The organism is Gammaproteobacteria bacterium (genome assembly GCA_028817225.1).
In the GTDB taxonomy this organism is placed as follows: domain Bacteria; phylum Pseudomonadota; class Gammaproteobacteria; order Poriferisulfidales; family Oxydemutatoraceae; genus Oxydemutator.
Map to the genome: position 1 here is coordinate 1 of JAPPQC010000021.1, position 26,252 is coordinate 26,252.

The 26,252-nt window shown below is 65.0% G+C and carries 12 protein-coding genes; 2 read left to right on the top strand and 10 right to left on the bottom strand.

Features of this window, described 5'->3' with window-relative positions; translation table 11 throughout:
• Positions 1-14,252, bottom strand: a 14,252-nt coding sequence (locus tag OXU50_02690) for a hypothetical protein (GenBank protein MDD9868791.1), incomplete at its 3' end; no start/stop codon positions are given.
• A 372-nt stretch (positions 14,253-14,624) separates the two neighbouring features.
• On the opposite strand from OXU50_02690, the gene OXU50_02695 reads away from it, so the two are divergent.
• Entirely contained in the window at positions 14,625-14,798 is a 174-nt protein-coding gene (locus OXU50_02695; GenBank protein ID MDD9868792.1) for a hypothetical protein, read from the top strand.
• Between the two features lie 237 nt (positions 14,799-15,035).
• Here OXU50_02695 and OXU50_02700 read toward each other — a convergent pair whose 3' ends face one another.
• The 9 genes from OXU50_02700 to OXU50_02740 form a co-directional block, all read right to left on the bottom strand.
• Positions 15,036-15,209: a hypothetical protein gene (locus tag OXU50_02700; protein MDD9868793.1), complete on the bottom strand. Its 174-nt coding sequence runs from the start codon at positions 15,207-15,209 to the stop codon at positions 15,036-15,038.
• A 600-nt stretch (positions 15,210-15,809) separates the two neighbouring features.
• Entirely contained in the window at positions 15,810-18,128 is a 2,319-nt protein-coding gene (locus tag OXU50_02705) for a UvrD-helicase domain-containing protein (GenBank protein MDD9868794.1), read from the bottom strand.
• On the bottom strand, positions 18,128-19,684 hold the full coding sequence (ubiB, locus tag OXU50_02710; GenBank protein ID MDD9868795.1) for a ubiquinone biosynthesis regulatory protein kinase UbiB: 1,557 nt from the start codon (positions 19,682-19,684) through the stop codon (positions 18,128-18,130). Before ubiB ends, OXU50_02705 begins: the two co-directional genes overlap by 1 nt.
• Positions 19,685-19,687: 3 nt before the next feature.
• Positions 19,688-20,422, bottom strand: coding sequence for an SCP2 sterol-binding domain-containing protein (locus tag OXU50_02715; protein MDD9868796.1), 735 nt, complete (start codon positions 20,420-20,422; stop codon positions 19,688-19,690).
• Positions 20,423-20,430: 8 nt separating this feature from the next.
• Entirely contained in the window at positions 20,431-21,171 is a 741-nt protein-coding gene (locus OXU50_02720) for a class I SAM-dependent methyltransferase (GenBank protein ID MDD9868797.1), read from the bottom strand.
• Between the two features lie 75 nt (positions 21,172-21,246).
• Entirely contained in the window at positions 21,247-21,615 is a 369-nt protein-coding gene (locus OXU50_02725) for a DUF971 domain-containing protein (protein ID MDD9868798.1), read from the bottom strand.
• 112 nt (positions 21,616-21,727) lie between these two features.
• Complete coding sequence (hslU, locus tag OXU50_02730) at positions 21,728-23,140, bottom strand: ATP-dependent protease ATPase subunit HslU (protein MDD9868799.1); 1,413 nt, start codon at positions 23,138-23,140, stop codon at positions 21,728-21,730.
• Positions 23,141-23,159: 19 nt separating this feature from the next.
• Positions 23,160-23,693 (bottom strand): ATP-dependent protease subunit HslV, encoded by a 534-nt coding sequence (hslV, locus tag OXU50_02735; GenBank protein ID MDD9868800.1) that lies wholly within the window; start codon positions 23,691-23,693, stop codon positions 23,160-23,162.
• A 288-nt stretch (positions 23,694-23,981) separates the two neighbouring features.
• On the bottom strand, positions 23,982-24,806 hold the full coding sequence (locus OXU50_02740) for a transcriptional regulator (protein MDD9868801.1): 825 nt from the start codon (positions 24,804-24,806) through the stop codon (positions 23,982-23,984).
• A 139-nt stretch (positions 24,807-24,945) separates the two neighbouring features.
• Between OXU50_02740 and OXU50_02745 the strand changes: the two genes are divergently transcribed.
• On the top strand, positions 24,946-26,010 hold the full coding sequence (locus OXU50_02745; protein MDD9868802.1) for a pentapeptide repeat-containing protein: 1,065 nt from the start codon (positions 24,946-24,948) through the stop codon (positions 26,008-26,010).
• Positions 26,011-26,252: the final 242 nt, after the last annotated feature.

Sequence of the window (26,252 nt, forward strand, 5' to 3'; positions counted from 1 at the left end):
GGCACCGGCGCGTTGATGCGCGTTACCTGCGTCCGCGGCACCAGGCCCAGCGAGTATTCGTCGGCCAGCGGGACATTGCCGATGAAACTGGCGGTCGCCGTCGTCGGACGCGCAGCCGGCCGGTAGAGGTGCGGTGTCAGGGCGCCGGAATCCGCCACCAGCCCGGTAATCTCCCACACCGCCGACTCAGCCGATGTGCGCGTCGCCGTCGCAAACATCCGACCGCCGCTTGCCATCACCGCCTCCGACGCGGTGCTGCCAACCGGCGTTCTCGACAGCAGCAGCAGCAGCGCCTCGGAGGGTTCGCTGTCAAGCGACGCCCTGATGACGAGCATGCCCGTCGTGAAGCGGCTCTGCGCGTCCATGTTCAGTTCCGGTATCCGCCAGATGACCTGCTCCGGCAGGTTGCTGTCGGTGTTCGTCCTCACCGCCCACACGCCGTCCGCCGAACGCGCAAGCCATGCAATCGTGTGGTTTGTGCTCGGCGCGATGTCGCCCCAATCCACCGCCGCACAGCCGCCTTCCGACAGCGGCGCGTCGTAGTTCGACGGGAACGGGCTGCTGCCGGCGCACTGGTAGGTGCCGTCGTAGCCGAAGGTGTCGCTGCGGTAATACGCGGTAATCGTCTGCGCCGCCGTCTGCGTTGACAGGGCGGGTATGCTCAACACGCCCAGGTGCGCGCGCACGCCGTGTTCGCGGATGCCCGAATACGCCACCGGGTTGCGCGAAGCCGTGCGCCTGATGTCCAGCACCGGCTGCTGCGCATCGGTAACCGCCACAAACGGGTTGCCGGCGTCGCCGCTGATTCTCGCCTCCACCGCATCCGGTATGCCGTCGCCGTCGGCGTCGGCCGTCAGGTTGGCGGCGAGAACCGGCAGCAGCACGCTGGTGCCCGTGGTCATGTTGCGCCCGCCCGGCCCCGCAAGGCCGCGCTCCAGCGCCGTGTCGTAAATCGCGTTGCCGCCCGAGTGCGCGTAGTCAACCATCACATTGGCCGCGCCGCCCGTGATCGCGCGCGCAAGCGTCAGCCTCAGCGCCGGGTTGGTCTCGTCCGGGAACGCCGCAACCGCGCTCACCGCAATGCCCGCCGCCGCCGACATCGCCGGCGCGCAGCAGTTTTCGGTTACCGTGAAGTCGCCGGCGTTCAGCGTCGTCAGGCTGGCCGCGTCGGTCGAAGCCGTCGCCCCCGACGGCGACGCCAGCACCTTGATGTTCTCGTTCATCTTCACCCACAGCACCTGCTGGCCGCCGGTCCAGCCGGGCTGTTCATCCGGGTCGGCGAAGCGCGGCGCCGCCAGATCAAGGCGGTTGATCACCGCCGTCCCCGATGTGGCGGCGGCCACGCTGATGCTGCCGCCGGCGCCGCGCGCACCGGTCAGCCGCAGCGTGAAGGTGTCTTCCTCGTCATCGTCATCCCTCGCAATCGCGACGCGGACAATGCCGGTTGTCACCGCGTCCGCCAGACCGGTCGGAAAGGCGATTCTGATTCTCTCGGTGCCCGTCAGCGACACAAAGTCGGCATCCACCGTGGTGCCGTGCACCACTTCCCAGTCAATCTCAACATCGCGCGTCGGAATGCCGCCGATGAACTCCACCGGGAACCTCGCGGAATCGCCCTCGTTGGCCGCCGGCGCGTCGCCGACCGACACCGTGGTCGGGTCGTCGTCACGGACGATGATGCTTGCAGTCGCAATGTTGGCCACGCTGACAGCGCCCGCGCTTTCGCCCCCGGTGACCCGGATGACAACCGTCTGCGTGTCCTCGTTGAACGAGTCTTGCCGAGGGTCAAACCGCGCTGCAAATCTCTGCACGTTAATGTTATAGTTGAAAGCGGACATTGTAAGGGTTGCCACATTGGCCGTCTGCTCCACTGTCACCGTTATTCCCCCTTCCCCGGCTTGCCACGCATTGGCGCCGTCAACTGATCCGGTTGCGTCAAGCGTGAATACAAGGCTGACATCTTCGGTGGCCTCTGTCCCCGTGTAATCGCGATAAGTGAACGGAGCGCAACTGGTGCCTTCATGACATTGCAGGGTCGTCAGTGTGCGAGACAGGATGATAGTGTCAGCCGTGTCTATCGCAATGGTTCCGTCCAGGCGCGGCGGCAGCGCCACATCCGTGTTGGCCTGCGCCAGTTCCCACAGCAGCGAGAATGCCTCGTCGCCCTCGTTCAGCCTGTCGTTCACCACTTGCAGCGAGACGGTCGCCGAGGTGCCGGCGGCGGCGCCGGCGTCAAAGGTTACCGAGCCGCTGGAGGCCGTGAAGTCGGCCGTTTCCGCCGGATTGGCGTTCGCGCCCACGGTCGCGGTGCTGAACCGCCAGTTCACCGTGATGGCATCGGTCGCCGTGCCGCCGGACGGGATGTCCAGCGTCATCCGGTACAAATCGGCGCCGGCGCCGCTTTCCTGCAGCGGGCCGCTGCCGGATATGCGGGCAACCGACAATATCTGCGATGCCGCCGTGTTCTCCGGTATCGTTACCTGCGCGTCGCCGCTGGCGGGGCTTCTGGCAACCACGCCGGTTTCCGGCGTCAGCGTCGCAGAGGCGCCGAGCGTCACCGTCAGCGTCTCTTCGTCTTCCGCCAGTTGGTCGCTGTTGATGGACAGCGTAATCGTCGCCGTGCTCTGGCCCGCCATGATGGTGGCCTCGCCGGAGGCGCTCGCCGCCGCCGCCGCGCCCGTGCCGCCGGTGATGTCCGGCACGGCAGGCGTGTTGGCGTCGCCGGTGTTGCCCTGCGCGCCCACCTGCGCCGACCACGGCACGACGATATCGCCCGGCGCCGTTACCCTGCCATCGTCCGACTGCCGCACCAGGTTGATGTTGAACCGCGCGTCGCCGCCCTCGGCCACCGTGCTTTCAGGCGCCGTGATGGTGTAGTAGGCGTCGTCGTTGTCGGTGATGCGAACAACAGGCGCGCCGCCCGCCGCCGCGCTCACCATGCCGGTCTGCGCCGACCCGGTGATGTTGCCGGGGGCAATCTGAAAACCTTCCGCCACCTCAACCAGGCTGTCGTCAACCAGGTTAACCCTGAACTCGGTGCTGGAAGCGCCGGCAGCCACCGTCACACTGGCGGGAACGCCGCCGTGCTCCGCCGAATCCAAAGCGCGCAGGCCGCCGGACAAGGCCCCGCTGACTGTATCCAGCGCCACGCTCACCGTGCCTTCCGCCGCGGCGCTCAGGCTGAGAGTGAACGCCGCCTCCGCGCCCTCGTCCGCCGTGGCCGGCCCGGTGATGGAATAGGTAATCGGGTCGCTCTGCGCGATGGTCACCTCAACCGAACTCGGCGCCTGCACCAGCGCGCCGGTGCCGCCGCCGCCTTCTGCCGTGCCCAGCATAACGGCGACGGTTTCGGCGCTTTCATTCAGGTTGTCGTCTTCAATCCGCAGGCGGACATTTTGCGTGCCGGTGCCGGTGAAGGTCAGCTGCGTAGTCATCAGCGTGTAATCGCCGGCTTCCGCAGGGTTGGCGCCGGAACCGGCGGCGACGGTAACGGGCACCGTCACATTCGACTCCAGCGCGATGCCGGTCAGTTCAACGGGGATGTCAATGACATTGCCTTCCTCGCCGTTCGCTGTCGCGGCGCCGAACGCCACGAAACGCTGCGCGGCGAGGTTGGCCGGAATCTCGTATGTGGCGCTGTCGCGACCGCTCTCTACGATGATGCTGCCCGAGCCTTGATACTGGTCGGTGATGCGCGTGAGGGAGACGATGAAGGTTTCCGTGCTCTCCTCGCGCCCGTCCTGCACGGCGGACACACTGAAGGACCCGAAATTGCCGCTAACAGCGTCAGTGGGCGGGGTCGTCAAAGTGCCGGTTATGATGCCGGCCGCTCTCGCACTGATTGCAATGGCGCCGTTGCCTGAGTTCTCCTGGGAAGTCAAATCCCGGGCATTCAAATCGCGTTCGCCGTCGCTGTTGGCGTTTGCACGGGTGGTGCTGCCCGCGCGGGTGTCCAGATTGGTCTGGGTAACCACTGCGGCCATCCACTCAATCGTAATCGGGCCCTGGCGGGAGTTGCCGCTTCCTTCCAGTAAATTGCACCCGGCAGTCTGCTGGCCTTCCATTACCGATATCGCTGCGCCAATGCAGCTGAGGCCCAGGCGAATATCGTCGTTTTGCGGGATGGTCGCGGTGGCCGTGTCGCCGGCGCCGCTGATTGCGCCCGCCGTTTGCGGCGTGCCGAGCGTCAGCGTCAGCGTCTCGGTGCTTTCGTTGATGTTCTCGTTCCGGATTGGCACTGCAATCGCGCCCTGCGTCGTGTCGGCGGCAATATCCAGCAACAGGCTGACGGGATCCCAGTCGTCAAAGCCGCCGACGCCGGTGGCGGCGAGTGTGTACCGCAGCCGCACCCGCTCCGACGGCACGCCGCCGGTCAGCGTAACCGCAAACGAAGCCGTTTCACCCTCGTTGACGGTGCCGGCATCGGCGACGGCCACCGTGAGGGGGTCATTGTCGGTGATGGCCGTCTGCTGCGGGCCGGAGAAGCCGGTGCCGCCGTCGGTGCGGGGATCGGCGACGCTGAGACGCACCGTGAAGGTTTGCGTGCTCTCGTTCAGGTTGTCGTCAGCCGTCCCCACCATGAACTGTTTTGCGGTGCCATCGCCCTCGGTGCTTGAGAACTGTATCGTGGCGGTGGGCGTGGTGTTGCCGGCAAAGTCGGCGGTGTCGGCGCCCGACTCGCCGGCGCTCTCCACCACCCAGGTTACATCGGTGTTGGCCGTGAAAGCGCTGCCGTTCAGCGTGATGGTGTAGGTGCCCATGTCACCCTCGTTGAGGCTGGCCGGGCCGCTGAGGCTCAGCGTGCGCGTTGCCGACGAACTTTGCGCGATGATGACGCGCGCCCTGTCATTCTGGCCGGCGGCGGCCCGGTTGCCTCCGCCTGTGCCGCCTTGCGAGCCGCCTTGGTCACCGCCGCCGGTGCGGCTGCGCGCAGCCGAGCCGATGCTGACCGAGCCGGCGTTCGCCCCGCCGTCCGCGGTGTTCAGCGTTACGATCATGGTTTCCGTGGCTTCCGGCGTCGCGTCGGACAGAATCGCTATCCGCAGGGTTTCCATCGCCGTATTGGCGGGAACGGTGATGCGGCCCATGCCCGCGTCGGTGTAGTCAGACGCCGTTATATCATCGCCGCTGATGCCGTACATCACGGTGATGGCGTCCGCCGACTGCCCGCTCAGGCTGATGGTGAATTCGGCGTCGCTGCCCTCGTTCACATCCTCCCGGACGGCGGCGATGTTGACGGTAACCGCGTCGTTGTCGTTGATATTCCTTGTCTCGGAATTGGGCGTGCCGGCGCTCACCATGCCCGCCACGCCGGACTCCGGTGTGATGGCGCCAAGCGTGACAATGATGTTCTCTTGCGCCTCGTTCAGGGTGTCATCCACCACGCCAATCGAGAAGTTGGCGGTGCGATCACCGGGGGCAAACACCACCTGGCGCTGCGCCGGCACCGTGATGTCAGCCGGAATTGCGGCGCTGCCCGACACATTCAGGGCCACGACAACCTGGCCCTGCGATTCGTGGTCCATGTTCACGGTAAAGACGGTGGTGCCGGCAGCCTCCGGGACGGCGGCGCCGCTTCCGAGGCTAACCAGGGCGTCGTCATCGTCGTTGATGGTGACGGTCTGCGGGCTGCCGCCGATGCGGGTGCCGCCGTCGGCGGTGACACTGGCGATGCTGATCGCCACGCTGAAGGTCTCGTCAGGTTCGTTCAGGTCGTCGGCGCTGACGGGGACGCTGAATGTCTTCATGGAGCCGTCGCCGTCACCCGTGCCGAAGGTTACCGTGCCGTTGGTCGTCATGATGTCGGCGGCGGTGGTGGCGCCGTGGGTCACCTGCCAGTTAACCGGGGTGTTGCTCGTGTAGGCGTCGCCTTCGTGCCGGACGCGGAAGTTGACATTTGTTGTTCCGCCGCCGTTTCCTTCGGCGACGGTGGCGGCGCTGACCAACTCAAGGGTGAGTATGTGCGCGGCGGCGGCGATGACGGCCGTCGCGCTGCCCCGGTCGGCGCTGACCTCGACTCTGCCGCCGGCAGCGTCGGTCGTCAGCGTGCCGAGGGTCACAGTCAGGGTTTCGCTGGTCTCGCCGGCATTCATGTCGTTGAGGATGTCAAACCGGATTTCGGCGCTGGTGCTGCCCGCCGGAATAGTGATGGGGCTGCTGACAGCCGGGTTCTGGTTGTAGTCAGCCGCAACCGCGTTGCCGCCGATGGTGAACGGCACGCCGATATCGGCGACCGAACCCGACGCCGCGCCCGCCAGTTCGGCGGTGAAAGTGACGGATTCGCCTTCCCTGACCAGGGGCGGGTCCGCGCTGATTGCGATCGTGATGTCGTCGTCATCAACGCGTTTCAGCGTGATGGGGCTGGCGCCTACGACACTGCCGGCGAAATCGCTGGCCGCTGCTGTCCACTCAATTCTTATGTCGCGCTCGGCTTCGTTCAATTCGTTGGAATCGGCGGTGAGAAACACCTCGACCGAGGTCACAATCACGCCGTTGGGCCTGAGACTGTAGTTTCCGCGCGGGATTAAATCGAGCGTGCGTACGAACCGCTGGTTCAAGCCGGCCCCCCCCAGTATTGAACTCTGGGTTCCGCTGTCAACCGTGCAGCGAGTCAAAGCCTGGCAGCCGCCAATGGTGTAGCGAATTTGGAGTCTATAGTGCGGCTGAAACACACCGCCGTTAAAGACGATTCTGGCCACTGCCGTCGAGCCCGCGCCTTCGACCGCATCGCGGATGCGCTCCATGCTGACCGTGATTCGGTCATTGTCCTGAATTGTGACGGTAACAGCGCTGCTGGCGTCGCTTACCCCGCTTGCGCCGCCACCGCCGGCGGTATTTCTGGCGCTTGCCAGATGGAACCTGAATATCTGCTCGTTCTGGCTGTTGTTGCTGCGCCTTTCCAGGATGTTGTCGTCAACGGGGTCAAAAAGCACCTCGGCCCTGTAGTTGTTCGCCTCGTTCAGTGCAATCGTGCCCCTTTTTCCGTCCGGCGCGTTTGAGGGGCCTATGCCGAAGCTGCTCAGCTCGCGGGGGCCGCCGGCATTGATGGCGTGAAGCATGCTCGTCACACCGGTTCCGGTTACGATGTAATCTTCGGGGTCGGCCAGCCACCTTCTGAAACGCGCGTTGTTGTTGCCTGAGCCGGTTTCGTTGTCCCTGGCGGTCCACGACACTTCAATCGGCGCTGTCGGCCTGATGCCGTCCGCGATGTCAACGACAATGATGACCGGATCTCCGTCTTCCATGACTGTCGCCGTTCCCGAGACCATCGCCTGCACGCGGGCGGTGTCGTTGGCGGGGATGGTCACCGTCTGCGGGTCGGGCGTCGCCGAAGTGCCCGGCGCATCGGTGGTGATGGAATAGGCAATCGAGAAGGCCTCCTGCGGCTCGCTCACGGTGTCGTCGGCGAGGGTGACGACAAAGGTTTGGCTCGTCTCCGAGGCCGTGAAAGTCAGTGTGCCGCCCGGCAACATGCCGCCCGGGAAGTCGTCGGCGGTGATGTCCACATCGCCGGTGGCGGCGGTGGCGGTTACGGCCCAGGCCATCACCACGCTGTTGGCGCCGAGATCGGGGCCGGAAACGGCAAGCGTGTAAGTCGCAGACGCACCTTCGGCTATCTCCGTTGCCGCCGCGGGGCTGTAGGCAAAGGAGTAGGCCGATGCCGAGTTTTGGGGAATCGTGATGTCGGCGCTGTTGGGGCTGCCAATCGTTGCCGCGCCGGCGCCGGCGCCGCGCTGTGTGATGCTGTCAAGCCTGACGGTCAGGGTTTCGGCGGCTTCCGCTTCTCCGTCCGAGCGAATCGCCAATTCAATGACGGCTTGGGTCATGCCGGCGGCCAGGGAGACCGTGCCGCCGCCGTTGTCGGTGTAGTCGGTGGCGCTCCCGCCCAAGACCGTGTAGCCCGCCTCGATAACCCCTTCCGCGCCCGCTGCCGCGCCGTTCATCGTTACCCTGAAGCGGGCGTTCGAGCCCTCTTGCACCATCTCGTCGCCGACTCGGGCGATGGACAGCGTGACCGGATCATTTTCCATGATTTGCACGGTTGCGGAATTGGGGCTTCCGGCATTCACCGTGCCCGCGCCCGTGCCCGCGGTGATTGTGCCGAGTGTGGCCACAACCGTCTGCGCCGCCTCGTTCAGGGTGTCGTTCACAATGCCGACGCTGTATGTCTGCTCGGTTGCGCCGGCCGCAATGACCACCTCGCGGTTGCCCGCGGGCAGGGTGTAGTCGGCGCCCATGGCACTGCCGCCAATCGTCAGCGGCACGGTAACGGGGCCTGCCGACATGCCGTCCATCGTTACTGTGAAGGTCGCCGTGCTGTTTTCCGCAGCCGAGGTCGGGTTGACGCCGATGCTGACCGTGCGCGGGTCGTCGTCGGTGATGGTTACCGTGGCCATGTTGGTGGTGCCCAGGCTGACGCCGTCCACCGCTTCGGTGAGGTTGACGGTGAAGGTTTCATTCGCCTCGTTCAGGGTGTCTTGCGTAACCTGGATGCTTGCGTTCGCGCTGCGCGCGCTGTGCCCGAGCGTGATGGCGCCGGCGCTGATTGTCGTGTAGTCGTCGCCGCCGGTCGCCGTGCCGTCCACGGTGGCGTAGGCCAGGTTGAAGTCGCCGCGCTCAATCGCGGTGCCGGCCGCCGGGGATGTGATCTCGGCGGTCAGCATCGCCGAAGCGGCGCCCTCGCCCACTGTGACAGCCGACGCGCTCCAGGCGACGGTGATGCCGTCGTCGTCGCGGATGTTGAGGGCGACGGTGTCGCTGCCGGAGGTGGTCGCGCTGTCAATGTTCGTCAAGTCGGCGGCCTGCGGCGCGTTCAGCGCCACGAAAAACTGCTGGTCCGGCTCGGGAATTGCGTCCTGCACGGCCTGGATGCTGTGGCAGCGCACGCGGTTGGCGTTGTCAAGCGTCAGTGTGGCGGACGGAATCATGAAGTCCGCCGCAACCGCCGCGTTGGTCGGGCTGCCGGTTCCGGTCGCCAGTGTCACCCGCGCCTGCGCGGCGCCAATCGGAAAGCCCGGCGCCGGATCAACAATGGCGACGCAGACATCCACTGTGGCGCCCTCCGCCACATCGGTGGCGGTTTGCGGGAACGGGTTGCCGCCCGCGAGGGCGTCCACCAGTTGCAGCGTGATGTCGCGGTCGCTGGCGGCGATGGTTACCGAAGTGCTGCTGACCGCGCTGTCCGCCGTCCGCGCCTCAAGCACCAGCGTTTCGGCGGCTTCAAACAGGTCGTCGTCGGTGATGGTCAGCGTGACCGTGCCGTTGACCGGGTTGCCTGCGGTGTCGGTGGCGTGGGTCATCAGCATCAATGTGCCCTGCGAGTCCGCCGCGCCGATGCCGGTCGGCGCCGTGATGTCGTAGTCGCCGGTGGTGATGCCGGTGCCGGTCACCGCGAAATTCACCGGCACGGCGGTGGCGAACGGGCCGCCCGTCAGCGTTACCGTGAATTGGGCGTCGGTGTCGCCTTCGTTGAAACTGGCGCGGTTGGGCGCAATGCTGACCTCCGGCGCCGGGAAGTCGTCGTCTTGTATCGTTACCGTTACCGTGTCGGCGCCGATGGCCGTCAGCGCCGGCGTGTCGGTCATCGTGCTGATGCGAACCGTGAAAGTCTCGCCCGCGCCGAGTTCAATGTTCTCGTCGTTGGTCAGGGTAACGGGGATTTGCACGCTGCGCGTGCCGGCGCCGAGCGTGAACTCGGTGGCCGAAATCGCCGTGAAGTCGGCGTTGGCGGCGCTGGACGCGGTGCCGTCGGCGGTGGCGTAGCTCAGGTTGAAGTCGCTGCGCTCAATCGGCTGGCCGGCCGCCGGGGATGTGATGACGGCGGTCAGCGTAACCACGCCGTCGGCCTCGTTGGCCGTCACCGCCGTCTGCTGCCAGCCGACCGTGATGGTGTCGTCGTCCTGTATGGCCGCGTTCTGGATGAAGCCTTCTTGATACTCTATCACGCATTCATTGCAGCCGGCGTTAATGCTATAGCCGAAACCGACGCCCTCCTCGTCTTCAGGGATGGAGTCTTCCAAAAGCCGGTATGCGAAATCTACGGTATTGCCGCCACCCGTTATGGCTTTTGTTTGCCCCGGTTGAGTGCTTATATCCTTGAAGCGGAAATCAGGACGCGGATGGGCGGGCACCGTGCCCGCGGTGGGGGCGACGCCCGTGTTCTCCACCGTGCTGCCGCCGATACCGGCGCCTATCGTGATTTGGCCGGTGACGGGATCCACGCCGTCCCTGCGGTAGATGGTAACAGTGAACTCCCTGTTCTGCTCGATAATGCGAACACCCGGGTTGGGAGAGCCGACGATGACCTCACCCGGAAAACCGCTGCCCGACACATAAACGCCGCGCGGCGGGAACACGGTAACCTTCAGCGTGGCGCTGCTGGCCTCGGCCGGCTGGCCGGGCACCGTGGAGCGGCCAATCAGGCGGAAGAAGTACTCATCCGTCGCGACGACCCTGACTCCGTTGCCTCGCCTGTCCATGGCCCTCGGCGCGGTGAAGGTGGCGCTGGCGACGCCGGCCGCGTCCGGCGCGGTGGCGATGGCGGTGGCCGTAACGCGGCGCGCGGCGCCGGTGGCAATCTCTGCGGCGTCGGCGGCGGCTGAATCCACCTGCACCCACTCAAAACTCAGCGTGCTGGCCGGATTGTCGGCGGCGTCGCGCTGAACGCTGCCGGTCAGAACCAGGCCCGTCGCTTCTTCGTTCACCCGCATGTCGGCGCCGACGCTCACCGTCGGCGCGACGGCGGGCTGCACGGCGGCCTCTTCCACCGCTATCGTAACAACCGCGTCATTCGTGTTGCCCGTGATGGTGTCGGTTACGACCACCCTGAAGAACAGGACACTCGCCGCAGACGGCGCGGTGAAGGTCGTGATGGCGGTGGCCGGGTTGCTCAGGGTGACGAGGCCGGGGTCGCCGGGGGGGAGAGGGTTGTTGTTGCCGTCGTCGGCGCTAACCTGCGACCAGGCGTAGGCCAGGTTGACCGTGTTGCCGGCGGCGTCGCGGCTGCCGGTCGCGTCCAGCCTGACGCCGGCGCCGGTGTTCACCGTCTGGTCGGCGCCGGCATTGGCCGTCGGCGAGCCGTCGTCGTCGCTGACGGTGACGGTCGCGACAATGCTGGTCCGCGTGGAGTTGTCGGCTCGTACGCCGTCCAGGCGCAGGTAATAGGTTGTTCGCAGCCCGTTGCCCTGGTTCGGCGCGGTAATCATCGAGTCAAGGGTGTACGGCGCGGACCTGCCGGCGCCCAAATCCCGCTCGCCGAGGAAGGTGAATCTGGCGGGGCTGGTCACGGCGGCATCTGTGCCGGGGCCGTCAACCTGCACCCATCGCCCCCTGAGGGTGATGCCGGGACCGTTGAGAAGGATTCTGCCTTGCAGATCGACCGATGCGCCTTCCACCACGCTCTGGTCGGTGGTGATTGCATACACCACCGGCGGCGAACCGTCTATGACTTCAATGGTTACGATGTCGGTGGCCGTGGAGCTCATGCCGCCGGCCTCGGCGGCGCCGCTCAGGCGGAAGTAATATTCGTTGTCGGCCAACTCGGTCCCGTGATTGTCGGCGGGCGCCAGCATCGGCGCGGTGAAGGTCGCGGTGGAAACGCCGGCCGCCCCCGGCGTGCCGGTGGCGCCGGTGAGCGCGCCGACATAATCGGGGCCTGAACTGACCACGGCGGCGTCGTTGGCGGCCGAGGCCACCTGCTCCCAGGTGTAACTCAGTGTGCCGGCGCCGTTCACTGTGCCGGCGAGGGTGACGGTGCCGCCCTCAAGCACATTCTCCTGGTCGGTGCCGGCGCTGACCGTCGGCGCGGACACGGCGGCACCGGCGTTAATCTGGCCTTCGACTCTTATCGGGTCCAGCGCGCTCCCTACCCTGATGCTCGGATTCCTCAGGACGATGGCGTAGGTCTCGGCGACATTATCCGCGTCACCGGACACCACCGGCACTGTGGCGCTGGCGCTCGTTGCAGCCGCGGGAATGCTCAGGGTGCCTGAGAGGGACCCGGTAAGGCCCACAAAGTCTTGCCTGGACACCGGGTTGGCGCCCCTGGTCCTTATCTGCCATAGCGCCGTGACATCCTGAGGCACCACACCCTCGGCATGTGTGACAGTGATGGTTATCACCATGTCCTCGCCCTCGTTCACGGCAGCCGGCCCGGAGATGCCAAAAGTGCGAAGAGGGGGGTTGACGAACTCGACAGTTACAATGGCCGTCTGCGTGCTTGCCTGTGCCTCCTCTCCAGCGACGACTTGCAGTTCAAAATGCCTGCGGGTGCCGGGGAAATCCCAATACCGGATACTATTGGCGGTTTCCGTCTCTGGCCTTCTGAAGAATTCCACCGTTACTCCCGGCTGATTGACATTGGCGGGGAGGCCCGTCGCGTCGCTGACTGTCTGAGTCAGCACGTTCCAGTAGTGGTAGTTATTCGAAGAACGAAGATTGCCGGGACTATGAACCGAAGTCGTCGGACGAGCAACTCCTTCGTGTGCCTGGTCCCGGCGATCGGTGGGAGACATGACGCCCCTCAGGGAGTAACGCAGGCCAGTGGTGTTGCCGCCCGCGTTGGTGCTGTCGGCAAGCGTGAGGTACACAAAATCCCTCGGAAATTCGAATTCGTTCGTTGCGACCGTTCCTGTCACCGCCGGGAAAGTCACCGTATAACAACTGTCCGCCGGACAGGGTATGGTGGTCTCCAGGAAATCGCGATTATGGATGCGGGTTATCACATTATCGTTGGCGACAACCTGCACCCTGGCCTGCTCGTCATTCGACAAATTGGGCGCATACGCCCCGACCACAAGCGTCGGCGCGCCGGCCACAAACGGCGGCGGCGGCGTGGTGGCCGCCTGCACCGTTACCGTCGTTCTCGCGTCATCCGTGTTGCCTGTGATGGTGTCGCTGGCAACCAGCCTGAAATACAGGGTCGCCGCCGATGACGGCGCGGTGAAGGTCGGCTCGGCGGCGGCGGCATCGCTCAATGTAACCGCGCCGGCGCCCGACACCTCGGTATCGTCGCTGAGAGAGGTGATCTGGGTCCATGCATAAGTCAGGTTGGCGCCGACGCCCGTGGCGCCGGTGGCGTCGGCGCTGCCGGTCGCGTTCAGCGTAACGGTGGCGTCGGTGCTCACCACCTGGTCGGCGCCGGCGGAGGCTGTCGGCGTGCCTTCGTTGTCAAAGGCGGTGACCGTCGCGAGCGCGCTGGTTGCCGATGAGTTGTCACTTCTGGTGGCGTCAAAGCGGAAGTAGAAGTTTTGCTCCGTCCCGGCGGCGACCTCCGGCAAGGCGGGCGTGTCCAGACTGTTGACCGTCCCCACACCGCTATTGGCGGGGCTGGTTGCAATAGCGCCGGGCCCGGCAACGGGCTGGGCGGTGGCGAGGTTGGAGCCGTCAATATGCGTCCATCGGCCCGTGATGCCGATGCCTGCAAGAGTGCCAACGCCGGCCAATGCGGCCGTCTCTCCATCCGCCACTCTCTGATTGGCCGGGGTCACTGTCACCGACGGCGGTGCGGCGTCTATGACCCGGATGACGACCGTGTCGCTGATTGACATGGAGCCGCCGGTGCCGGTCAGGCGGAAGTAGTAGTCGGTGGCGGCCAACTGCGGCCCGTGCTGCAGGTGGCTGGCCTGCTCCGGCGCGGTGAAGGTGGCGACGGCGTCGCCCGACCCTGTCAGCGTGCCGCTGGCGCCGGTGATGGTGATGCCCGGACTGACAGGCGTGGCGTCGGCGCCGCCGCCGTTCACCTGCGCCCAGGTGTAACTCAGCGAGCCGCTGCCGGTGATTCTGCCCATCAGGGTTACCGTGGTGTCTTCAAGCACATTGCTCTGGTCGGCGCCGGCGCCGACCGCAGTCAGCATCGCCACCGGCTCGGGCGGCGGCATGGGCGGCGCTTGCCGGGCGGCGAAGGTTACGGTGCGCTGGCTGCCGTGGCCGTTGTTGTTTGTCTGCATTCTGCCCGAAGCGGTGCCCATGTGCCTGACCGAGGATGAAAATGAGACAGAGGTGGGCTGGTCGGCGGAGGCTGCGATGGTGACGGACGCCGATATGATGTCCGCATTCAGGCCCGACACGAGGTCTGTTACTCCCGACTGCTGCTCCATGCCAAAGTTGGTGGGCGTAACCGACGCCCCGTCCACATAAACCGTAAAGGAGGCGGCGCTGAAGTTGTTGGCGTAAACGGGGACAGCCGCCAAATTCCCGGTTCCGGTGTCAATGCTGACGATGGTGAAGGTCACCCGGCGGTCGTTTGTGCTCACAAACGTCTGCGTTGCATCAAGCCGGTCGGGGACAACGGAAAAAAAGGCGTTAAGGCCTGGGCTGCTGTACGCAGGGTCGCAACCTGTACACCGGATTTGTGCATTGTCGCCACTGCCGAGGAGAACAACCCGCCCGGCCTGGATGCCCGCCAGAGCGATTTCAACCGCGCCCCTGCCGACCGACCCTGAAAGAAAATCACCGGACGAGCGCAGAAGCGCAGTCAATCTTTGCGACAGTTGTGTATCACTCGGGTTCGTGCGATTCGAAGCGGGCACCAACTGCGGCGGCTGTCCGTCTCTCGACGAGCCAATCAATTGAATATGATTGAAGAGAGCCTCCGCTTGCGTGATATAAGCCGCCTGCGACACGCCATGAAAAACCGGCGCCAACAAAAACGCCGCGACAGCGGCGACGCGCAGAAACGCGGGCGCGATGGCGGCGCGCAGAAACGAGGGCGCGGCGGCGACGCGCAGAAACGCGGGCGCAACGGCGCAACGCTTGCGGCGCGCGCGGTTGGCGTACATGGGATGCGGTGGCTTGTCTGACATCAGCAGGTTTGTTCCCGACTTTCGGAAGGGCACATTATACAAACGCCCCGGCGTTTGACAACCCCCCCTGCAAGCCTTTGCAAGCACCGGACGGCAGGCGCCCCGCACAGGCCGCGCCGCACGGCGGTAACTCATTGAAAAAATGCATTTTTGAGGCTTCCGGCGGACGCCACCCCAGGCAGGCGGGATAAGGCCGCCCCCCGCTCCACCCCCCGACAGGCCGGACGACCCGCTTCACGCCTTCATGCGGGCATTGCACTGCGCGGACAAACGAAGGAGAAGGCCGCCGGCCTCGCCAAAGGCGGCCTGGCGGCGCTTGTTGCGGCGGCGTTCGTCAATCAGACAGGCGGCGATGACGGCGATGAGTATGGTCGAGACCATCATGATTAACAATGTTGGGGTGCTCATTTGTCATCACTGCGCTTGTCACGCTGGGCAATCAGAGTAGCGACGATGATAACGATGAGTATGGTCGAGAGTGTCACGACTACCAATGTAGGGGCGCTCATTTGTCATCACTGTGCTTGTCGCGCTGGGCAATCAGAGTAGCGACAATCACAACGATGAACATGACCGCGACCACCAAGGCTACCAGTGTAGGGGCGCTCATTTGTCATTGCGTTTGTTGCGGCGGTGCTCGGCAATCAGACCGGCGACCATCACAACGATGAGTATGGTCGAGACCATCAAGATGACCAGTGTAGGGGTGCTCATTGTGCATTACCTCCGGATATTTGGATGCTACCAACCAGGAGCACAGCCACTCCGAGGATTCCGGTGAAAAACACCTCAGCAGCGAGGCCCGGGCCCAGAAAACCATGCACGACAGCGGCGATGATGAATGCCACACCGCACTGCCGCCCGCTGGTCAGTAATGCTTGCAGGTTAAGTCTCATACCACGAGTATAGCAAGGCCGCAGGCGCGCACAACGACTTTCCGACGAGCGGTATTTGGTAGGGAAAAGCCGCCGGAAGGCGGTTTTTTGCCTTTCTCGCCCCCCCCCCTTTCTACAAAACCTTCAAGTCCGCCCACATCAGCATCAGCCATTTGGCGCCGGCGTGTTCAAAGCGGACATTGGCGCGGGCGTGTTCGCCGGCGCCTTCGCAGGCGATGACGACGCCGCGGCCAAATTTTTTGTGTTCCACCGACTGGCCGATTTGCAGGCCGCCTTCGCGCACGCCCGCCGACGGCGCGCCCGCCCGCGCGTGCGCCGCCTGCGCGCGCGGCGTGCGCGGCGGGCGGGCGATGTGCAGGCGCGGGCGGACTTCGGCCATCAACTGCGGCGGGATTTCGCCGAGGAAGCGCGACGGTTCGTTGCAGGCGGTCTTGCCCCAGCCGCGGTTGCGGGTCTCGGCGAATGACAGCGCCAGTTCCTCGCGCGCGCGCGTGATGCCGACATAACACAGGCGGCGTTCCTCCTCGACGCCGTCGGCGCTCGCGGACAGGTCGGCGCTTGCGAGGGAGCGCTCGTGCGGGAACAGGCCCTCTTCCAGGCCGACGATGACGACCGACGGAAATTCCAGGCCCTTGGCCGAGTGCAGTGTCATTAACTGCACGCAGTCGTCGGCGGCGCCGCCCTGCCCTTCGCCGGCTTCGAGCGCGGCGTGCGCGAGGAAGGCGTCGGCGACGCCCTGTTCGCCGTCGCCTTCGTCGTCGCGCCACAGGCGTTCAAACTCGCGCGCGGCGGCGGTGAATTCGTCCAGGTTTTCAATGGCGCTGCGCGCGGCCTCGCTGTTGTCCTTGCGGTAATGCGCGATGAGCAGGTCGGCGACCTGCCCGGCCATCTCCGCCAGCGACAGGCGCGCGCTGTCGCCGGCCAGGTTTTCCACCAAATCGCAAAACCCGCCAAGCGCCCCGGCGGCGCGCCCGCCGAGTGTGTTTTCGGCGCCGGCGCTGTCGTTGTCGTTGCCGTTGTCGTTGCCGCTGCCGGCGCCGTTGCCGGCGGCGGCGCCCTTGCCTTCGCCGCTGCCGCCGCCGTTGCCGCCGCGTTTCAGCAATGACAATGCGGCGGCCCACAAACTGCTTTCCTGCGTCTGCGCGGCGGCGCGCACGCGGGCCAGCGTGCGTTCGCCGATGCCGCGCGGCGGGAAATTAACGACGCGCTCAAACGACGGGTCGTCCTGGCGGCTCATCATCAGGCGCAGGTAGGCCAGCGCGTTCTTGACGACGGCGCGCTCGAAGAAACGCAGGCCGCCGTAGATGCGGTACGGGATGTCTTCGGCAATCAACGCGCTTTCAATCACGCGCGACTGCGCGTTGGAGCGGTAGAGCACGGCGGCCTCGTTGTAACGGCGCTTGCGCCCGGCCCACTTGTTCAGGCGTTCAATGACGAAGGCGGCCTCTTCCAGTTCGTTGAACGCGGCGAACACGGTGATGGGCGCGCCGGCGCCGCTGTCGGTCCACAGCGACTTGCCCATGCGCCCGCGGTTGTGGCCGATGAGCGCGTTGGCGGCGTCGAGTATCGTCGCCGTCGAGCGGTAGTTGCGCTCAAGCCGGAACACCGACGCGCGCCCGAAGTCCTTGCTGAAACTGTGCAGGTTGCCGACGCGCGCGCCGCGCCAGCCGTAGATGGACTGGTCGTCGTCGCCGACGGCGAACACCGGAATGTCGGCGCCGGCCAGCACCCGGATCAGCGCGTATTGCAGCGCGTTGGTGTCCTGGAATTCGTCCACCAGGATGTGGCGGAAGCGCTCGCGGTAATGCGTTTGCAATTCGGCGTTGTCGCGCAGCAGTTCCAGCGCGCGCAGCAGCAGTTCGGCGAAATCCACGAGGCCGGCGCGGCGGCGCGCCTCTTCGTAGGCGGTGTAGATGCGCAGCATCTGGCGGCGGCCAATGTCGTCGCCGAGGTCCTGCACCGACGACGGGCGCGCGCCGGATTCCTTGCAGTTGTTGATGAACCACTGCGACTGGCGCGCCGGCCAGTGCGCCTCGTCAAGGCCGAGCGTTTGCGTGACGCGCTTGACGAGGCGGCGCTGGTCCTGCGCGTCCAGCACCTGGAAGGTCTGCGGCAGGCCGGCGTCGGCGTGGTGCAGCCGCAGCAGGCGGTGGCAGATGCCGTGAAAGGTGCCGAACCACATGCCGGAAACGGACATGTCCAGCAGTTGCTCGACGCGCGAGCGCATTTCCTGCGCCGCCTTGTTGGTGAAGGTCAGCGCGGCGATGCTGTAGGGCGACAGGTGTTCGGTGCGGCACAGCCACGCGATGCGGTGCGTCAGCACGCGCGTCTTGCCGCTGCCGGCGCCGGCCAGCACCAGCACCGGCAGCGGCGGCGCGGTGACGGCGATGCGCTGCTCGTCGTTGAGGTCGCCGAGGATTTCTTCGGGCATCAGAAGAACGCGATGGCGGCGGCGATGAGTGCGACGCCGGCGGCCAGCACCGCGATCAGGCCGCGGCGCAGCGCGCGCAGTTCGCGGCGCACGATCTCAAGTTCGGCGCGCGCGCCGTCGTCGCGGCGGCGCCCGTGCAGTGCGCCGCGGCGCAGCGCGTCAATCAGGTCGGGCGCGCGTTCGACCATCATCGGCAGTTCGCGGCGCAGTTTTTTCAGCAGCGTGCGCGGGCTTTGGCGGCGCGCCATCCAGCGTTCAAGGAACGGCTTGGCGGTGTCCCACAGGTTGAGGTCGGGGTAGAGTTGGCGGCCCAGGCCCTCAATGTTCAGCAGCGTTTTTTGCAGCAGCACCAGTTGCGGCTGCACCTCCATGTTGAAACGGCGCGCGGTCTGGAACAGGCGCAGCAGCAGGCCGCCGAACGAGATGCGGCTGAGCGGCTGCTGGAAAATCGGCTCGCACACGGCGCGGATGGCGGCTTCAAATTCGTCAATGCGGACATCGGCGGGCACCCAGCCCGATTCAACATGCAGTTCGGCGACGCGGCGGTAGTCGCGGTTGAAAAACGCCAGGAAGTTGCCGGCGAGGTAGCGCTGGTCTTCGGGCGACAGCATGCCGATGATGCCGAAGTCCACGCCGAGGTAGCGCGGCCTGGCCGGGTTCTCGACCGACACGAAGATGTTGCCGGGGTGCATGTCGGCGTGGAAGAAGTTGTCGCGGAACACCTGCGTGAAGAAAATCTCGACGCCCATTTCGGCGAGTTTTTTCAGATCCACGCCGGCCTCTTTCAGGCGCGCGGCGTCGTTGACCGGGACGCCGTAAATGCGCTCCATCACCATCACATCGGCGCGGCAATGTTGCCAATAGACGCGCGGCACATACATCAGCGGCGAGTTGTCGAAATTGCGGCGCAACTGGCCGGCGTTGGCGGCTTCGCGCAGCAGGTCCAGTTCGGCGATGACGGTCTTTTCGTATTCCTCGACGACCTCGACGACGCGCAGGCGCCGCCCCTCCGACCAGTATTGCCGCGCCAGCGCCGCCATCATCCGCAGCACGGCGATGTCGCGCCGGATGAGTTTCTCGACGCCGGGGCGCAGCACCTTGACGACGACATCCTCGCCGCTTTTGAGCGTCGCCGCGTGCACCTGCGCGATCGAGGCCGACGCCAGCGGCGTGCTGTCGAAGGCGGCGAAGACCTCCTCGATGCGGCGGCCAAGCGAGTGCTCTATCATGCGCCGCGCCTCGTCGCCGGGGAACGGCGGCACCCTGTCTTGCAGTTTCTCGAGCTCGGCGATGACATCGGGCGGCAGCAGGTCGGGGCGCGTGGAAAGCGTCTGCCCGAATTTGACGAAGATCGGGCCGAGGTGCTCCAGCGCAAGGCGCACCCTGACCGCGAGCGGGCGCGCGCCTTCGCGGCCAAGCCAGTTCCACGGCAGCAGGTAGAACACGAAATGCACCGGACGGAAGAAGTGGATGGCCAGCACAATCTCGTCCAGCCGGTAACGCACCAGCACCCACTGGATGACAAACAACCGGCCAATTCTTGACAGCAGGCGCATGGGTCAGTGCGGGGAGTGCGGAGTGTGCGCCGCGCCGGGCGGCGTGTTGGGCGGCGTGTTGGACGGCGTGTTGGGCGGCGTGCCGGACGCCGCGCCGGGCGCGGTTTGCGGCCAGCGCGCCATTCTTGCTTCAAGGCGTTCGACGGCGTCGCGCAGTTCATCCACGCGGCGGATGAAGTCTTGCAACTCGTGTTCGCCGGGCGCCGCGCCCGCCTCTTCGCGCAGGTATTCGCCGCCGCTGTCGGCGAGCGAGTCAAACGCGCGCGCAAGCCAGGCGGCGGCGGCGCGCGCGCCGCGCCCGACTTCGTGCGCCAGCGCGTCGCCGAGGTACGGCGCGATGTATTCTTCGGCGTCAAACTCAATGTCGCGGAACACCTGCTGAAACGCCTGGCCGAGCGCGACATCACCGCTGATTTCGGCGCGCGCGCCGGCGCCGTGCAGGCCGGCGTGGTCGGCGAAGCCGAGGCGCAGCAGGTCGGCGGCGGCGCCGGCGACCCAGGTGTCCGGTTCGCGCTCGCAGTCGGGCGCGACCGACACGCCGCCGCGGCGCGGCATGAAGAACAGTTCAATCGCCGGCGCCGTCAGGCGCACGCCGATGACCTTGCCGTGCATCGCGCCGAGGCGCGCGGCGACATCGGGGTCGGCGCGCAGGTGGCGGTTGGCGGCCTTCTCAATCAATGCGGCTATCAATGCGGCGAGCGGCGCGGCGGGCGGCGGCGCGGAGGCGGAGGACGGCATCGGCGCAACTACAGTTTGCAGGCGCGGTGGACGGCGGCGATGCCGCCGCTGAGATTGAAACAGCGGCAGCGCTCGAAGCCGGCGCCGGCCAGCAGGTCGGTCAGTTGCGCCTGGTCGGGGTGCTTGCGGATGGACTCGACCAGGTAGCGGTAACTGTCCTCGTCGCCGGCGACGCGGCGTCCGAGGCGCGGGATGACATTAAATGAATACCAGTCGTAGGCGGCGCGCAGCGCGGGCGCGGGGCTGGAGAAATCAAGCACGATGAAACGGCCGCCGGGTTTCAGCACGCGGTGGACGGAGGCGACGGCGTTTTCCTTGCGCGTTACATTGCGAAGGCCGAAGGCCATCATCACGCAGTCAAAGCGGGCGTCGGCGAACGGCAGGTTTTCGGCGTCGCAGCGCACGCAGGCGGTGGCGGCGGCGCCGGCATTGAGCAGGCGGCGGCGGCCCAGGCGCAGCATCGGTTCGTTGATGTCGGCCAGCACCAGTTGGCCGCGGGCGCCGAGGCGCGGCCACATTCGGGCGGCCATGTCGCCGGTGCCGCCGGCGAGGTCGAGCACGCGCGCGCCGGGGCGCAGGCCCGACACCGCGACGGCAAAACGCTTCCACGCGCGGTGGATGCCGAACGACATCAGGTCGTTCATCAGGTCGTAGTGGTGCGCGACCGAGTCGAACACGCCGGAGACCAGGCGGGTTTTCTCGTCAAGGCCGACGCTGCGGTAACCGAAGTGGGTTTTGGGGCGGGTCATGGGCGGCGGTGCTGGTGTTGGTTGCTGGTGCTGGTTGCCGGTGCTGTCGCTGTTGCTGGCTGCGGGTTGGCCGGCTTAGTTGAGGCGGTTTTCGTTGCGGCGGTGGCCGGCTTCGGCGAGTCTTTTGAGGTAGCGGTTCCAGTTTTGTTCGTGTTCGGCGCCGAGGCGGTAGAGATAGTCCCATGTGTAGATGCCGCTGTTGTGGCCGTCGTCGAACTCAAGTTGTATGGCGTAATTGCCGACCTGCTCGACGCCGGTGATGGCGACATCTTCCTTGCCGACTTGCAGCACTTCCTGCCCCGGGCCGTGGCCGGCGACTTCCGCCGACGGCGAATGCACGCGCAGATACTCCGATGTGAGACGGAAACTGCGGCCATCATCAAACGCGACCTCGAGCACGCGCGAGGCTTTGTGCAGGTGAATCTCGACGGGGCGGGCGCTCATCGGGTTATCGGCGGGCGGCGGGCGGCCATCAGGCGGCTTTTGGCGGGCGGCGGGCGGCGGCCATCGGGCGCGCTCATCGGGTTCTCGGCGCTCATCGGGCGGCGGACGGCCATCACAGAATGTAGCGGCTGAGGTCGTGGTCGCGGGCGATGTCGGCCAGGCGGCGGTTGACATAGTCGGCGTCCACCACCAGTTTGCCGCCGCTGTCGGGCGCCGCGAACGACGCCTCTTCCAGCAGGCGTTCCATCACCGTGTGCAGGCGGCGCGCGCCGATGTTTTCGGTGTTCTGGTTGATGTCGTAGGCGATGCCGGCGATGGTCTCGATGGCCTCGTCGGTGAATTCAATGGTCATGTTTTCGGTGGCCATCAGTTCGCAGTACTGGCGTATCAGCGACACATCCGGCTCGGCCAGGATGCGGACGAAGGCGGCGGCGTCGAGCGATTCGAGTTCGACGCGGATGGGCAGGCGGCCCTGGAGTTCCGGGATCAGGTCGGACGGCTTTGAGAAATGGAAGGCGCCGGACGCGATGAACAGGATGTGGTCGGTCTTGACCATGCCGTATTTGGTGCTGACGGTGCTGCCCTCTATCAGCGGCAGCAGGTCGCGCTGCACGCCCTCGCGCGAGACCTCGCCGCCGATGTGCTGGTCGCGTTTGGCGAGTTTGTCTATCTCGTCGAGGAAGACGATGCCCTTCTGCTCGACATTCTCGACGGCGGCGGCCTGCAACTCTTCATCGTTGACCATTTTTTCCGACTCCTCCTGCATCAACAGTTTCATCGCGTTGGCGACGCTGATGCGGCGTTCCTGGCGCTGGTCGCTGCCGATGCTCTTGAAGAGTTTCTGGATTTGCTGCGTCAGGGCCTCGGCGCCGGGGGGCGACATGACCTCGACATTGACCGAGCCGGGGCCGGTTTCAATGGTGATTTCCTCGTCGTCGAGGTCGCCCTGGCGCAGGCGCGCGCGCAGTTCCTGGCGCGCGTCGCGGTCGGACGGCGCGGCGCGGTTGGGCGGCGCGGGGCGGTCGGGGGGCGTGGCGCGGTCGGGCGGCGCGGCGCGGTTGGATGGTGTGCCGCGGTTGGATGGCGCGGCGCGGTTGGGCGGGGCGGCGCGGCCCGCGCCCTGGCGCATCAGCGCGTCGAGCACCTTTTCCTCGGCCAGTTCGTGCGTGCGGTGTTCGTTCTTGCGGGCGTGTTGCTCGCGCGCGCCCTTGATGGCGATGTCGGCGAGGTCGCGGATGATGGATTCGACATCGCGCCCGACATAGCCGACTTCGGTGAACTTCGTCGCCTCAATCTTGATGAACGGCGCGTCGGCGAGGCGCGCGAGGCGCCTTGCGATTTCGGTCTTGCCGACGCCGGTCGGGCCCATCATCAGGATGTTCTTCGGCGTGATTTCGTCGCGCAGGTGCTGCTCAAGTTGCATGCGGCGCCAGCGGTTGCGCAGCGCCACCGCCACGGCGCGCTTGGCATTGTGCTGGCCGATGATGTGCTTGTCGAGTTCCTGCACGATTTCGCGCGGCGTCATGATGGACACGGGGTTCTCCTTACAGTTCTTCCAGCACCAGTTCGCCGTTGGTGTAGATGCAGATTTCGCTTGCGATCAGCAGCGCCTCGCGCACGATTTCGCGCGGCGGCAGCGGCGTGTGGCCGAGCAGCGCGGTGGCGGCGGCGCGCGCGTAATTGCCGCCGGAACCGATGGCGATGAGGTTGTCTTCCGGCTCGATGACATCGCCGGTGCCGGAGATGATCAGCGAGGCGCTCTTGTCGGCGACGGCGAGCAGCGCCTCGAGGCGGCGCAGGCTGCGGTCGGTGCGCCAGTCTTTCGCCAGTTCAACCGCGGCGCGCGTCAACTGGCCGCTGTGTTCCTGCAGTTTGTTCTCAAAACGCTCGAACAGCGTGAAGGCGTCGGCGGTGCCGCCGGCGAAACCGGCCAGCACCTGGTCGTGGTACAGGCGGCGCACCTTGGATGCGTTGCGCTTGACAATGGTGCCGCCCATGGAGACCTGGCCGTCACTGCCGATGACGACGGTGGCGTCCTTGCGAACGGAGAGGACGGTTGTGCCGTGGAATGGGTTCATGAGGGTGGTGGCCGGGGTTGGTCGGGGTTGTTCATGTGTCTGGGTTCGGGGGTTCGGCGGCGGGGAGCACCGCAGAAACGGGCATTTTAGCAGGATATTGGGGGTGGCGCAGGGTGGGTGGCGGCGGGCGAGGCAAGGCGGCAAAGTGTTTAGCGGCTGTCGCCCCGGAGAGGTGTTTGTGAGTCTGCGGGAATCCCCGGAGCAAGGGCTGCAACGATGAAGGCAATCACATTGCCCTGGAAGCGGTGTTTGTGGAATGCGCGAGGCCCGAAGCGCCGGGCGGCCAAACTACTCCGGCGGGCGTTGGTATGAGTAGATGGTCAGCAGCAGTTCGGCGTTGTCTATCAATTGATATTGCGGCTTGCGCCCGCTCAGTTTCTCGCTTTCATCCATGATGATGGGCACGCCTTCTCCGCGGCGTTCGAGATAAAAACTGCGGCCCGGATCGTCGCCCTCAAAGCCGATGCGGCAGCGGCTCAACAGGCTGGTCAGCAATTCATTTCTTGTGGCCTGGCGCAGGTGGATGCTCTCGATGGAAACCGTGTTTGGCAGCGCGCCCGGCGAGTAGATTTCCATGCGGTCATCGAACATGAACAGGCGTGTTTTGGAGCCGTGGACGGAATAATCCCTGTGCGCGACCGCGTTGACAACCGCCTCAAAAACAGCGCGGGTGCCGAACTGCGGTGTCTCCTTCCGGTAAGGTTTTTTGACGGCGGAATTGAATTGATTCTTGCGGAAGAAGTGCATGGCCGAATCAATCTGTTGGTTCAGCGGGCCGGTGATCCGGCTTGCGTCAATCTGGTAATTGGAATCTCTCCTTGTGCCCCGGTAACGAACCGCCTCAATGAAAGCGCCCGGAAGAAATTCATCGGGCTTTTTGCTGCACATCAGAATCCCGCTGACGGAGGCGCACATTTCCCCCTGCGTTTCCACCAGCAGGCGGCATTTGACCAGCGCCCGCTCCCCGGACTCTTCGGCGCGCGCCACCAGCGGGCGCCACAATTCCTCTTCCAGGTTGTCAATGGATGTGTTCGGCACGAACTGCTCATCAAAGCGGACAAGCCGCGCCTGGCTGCGCTGCTGCATCAGACGCGCGAGGATGTCGGGGGGCATTTCGCGCATGAGGCGATGAGGCCCGAAGAGTGGATGGAGTAGCCGATGGTGAAAAGTTGGGGAGGCATGGGGGAATTATAGCGGGTGTGGGCGTGCTCGGTCGGGTTACAATAGTCAAGCGCGGAGCGGGCGGCAAAATATGACGGATGAGAGGAAAAAAGAGTTCAGCGGCAGGGCTATTTTGCGTTGGGCTTTGGCGGGCATAGCCCTTTATATCGGCGCAGGCTGGCTCGGTCACAAGTTTTTCGGGCAATCCATTGAAGAGCACTTGCGAAACATTATCTTGTTTGTCGGCGGTGGCATCGGACTTGCCATCGCCGCCCGGCGCGCACAAGCGGCGGATGAGCAGGCCGGAGCCGCACAAAAACAGGCCGAACAACAATCGCGCCAAGTTGAAAATGTATCAAGGCAAATTGAAATTTCTGAACAAGGCCAGATTACCGAACGATTCACTCGTGCGATAGAGCAACTGGGTTCTGACAAACTTTTTTTGCGCGTAGGTGCGATTGCTGCACTGGAACGTATTGGGCGTGACAGCAAAGATGATGTGTTGACAGTTCTAAACTTGCTTTCAGGGTTTGTTCGGGAAAACAGTCCGGTGAAAGCACCCAGCAACAAACAGCCTAATCCTCCGCCATTAGATATTCTGGAATGTGTATATGCACTTTCCCGGCTCGCCCGCCAATATGATTCATTTTTGAAGAACAAAGATTTTCGCGTAGATTTATCAAAAACCGAATTGCCTTATATGGAATCCCCAGAAGGTGCATGCTTTGCCCACTTTGATTTTTCCAACTCTAACCTCCCGCATGGGCGGTTTTTCAATATTAAGTGTAACGGAGTATGGTTTGAAAAAACCAATCTTGCCAACGCCAATTTCAAAATGGGAACTCTTTCACGCGCTAACTTTTCATTCGCAAACCTTGCTGGCACCACCTTTGCATCTGTGGACCTTTCCTGCGCTCGATTTAGAGAAGCAAATCTCACCAAAGTACGTTTCTCTGATTCCACACTCGATTTCGCGTCATTCCGGGAAGCGGACATGACCGGGGTTAACCTCCTTTCTTCCTGGTGCAATAAAACATGGTTTACGCAGGCTAAAAATATCACGACAAAAATGCTTTCCGACATTCGCTTCCATGAGAGAACCCCGCCTGAAAATATCCCCGAGGGGATTGAACTCCCAAACCCAATCGACGCCTGAGGATAGCAACCCGCCGCATGCGAAGGGCCAGCCTCATCCGGGCCTGACCCACTGCGACTATCCCAAACTGCTTGCCTCTTCGCCTGTCTGCCATATAATGCCCCTCATCTCATGTGTGCCCCAACCGCCATGCCACCTACTAAAAACGCAAGAAGCTTCGGCTCTGCCAGCGCAAAGGCAAAGAACGAGCGAACAATCCGCCTGCGGGAGGGAATTGATAAAGGTTTGACAGGGGCGTGCCA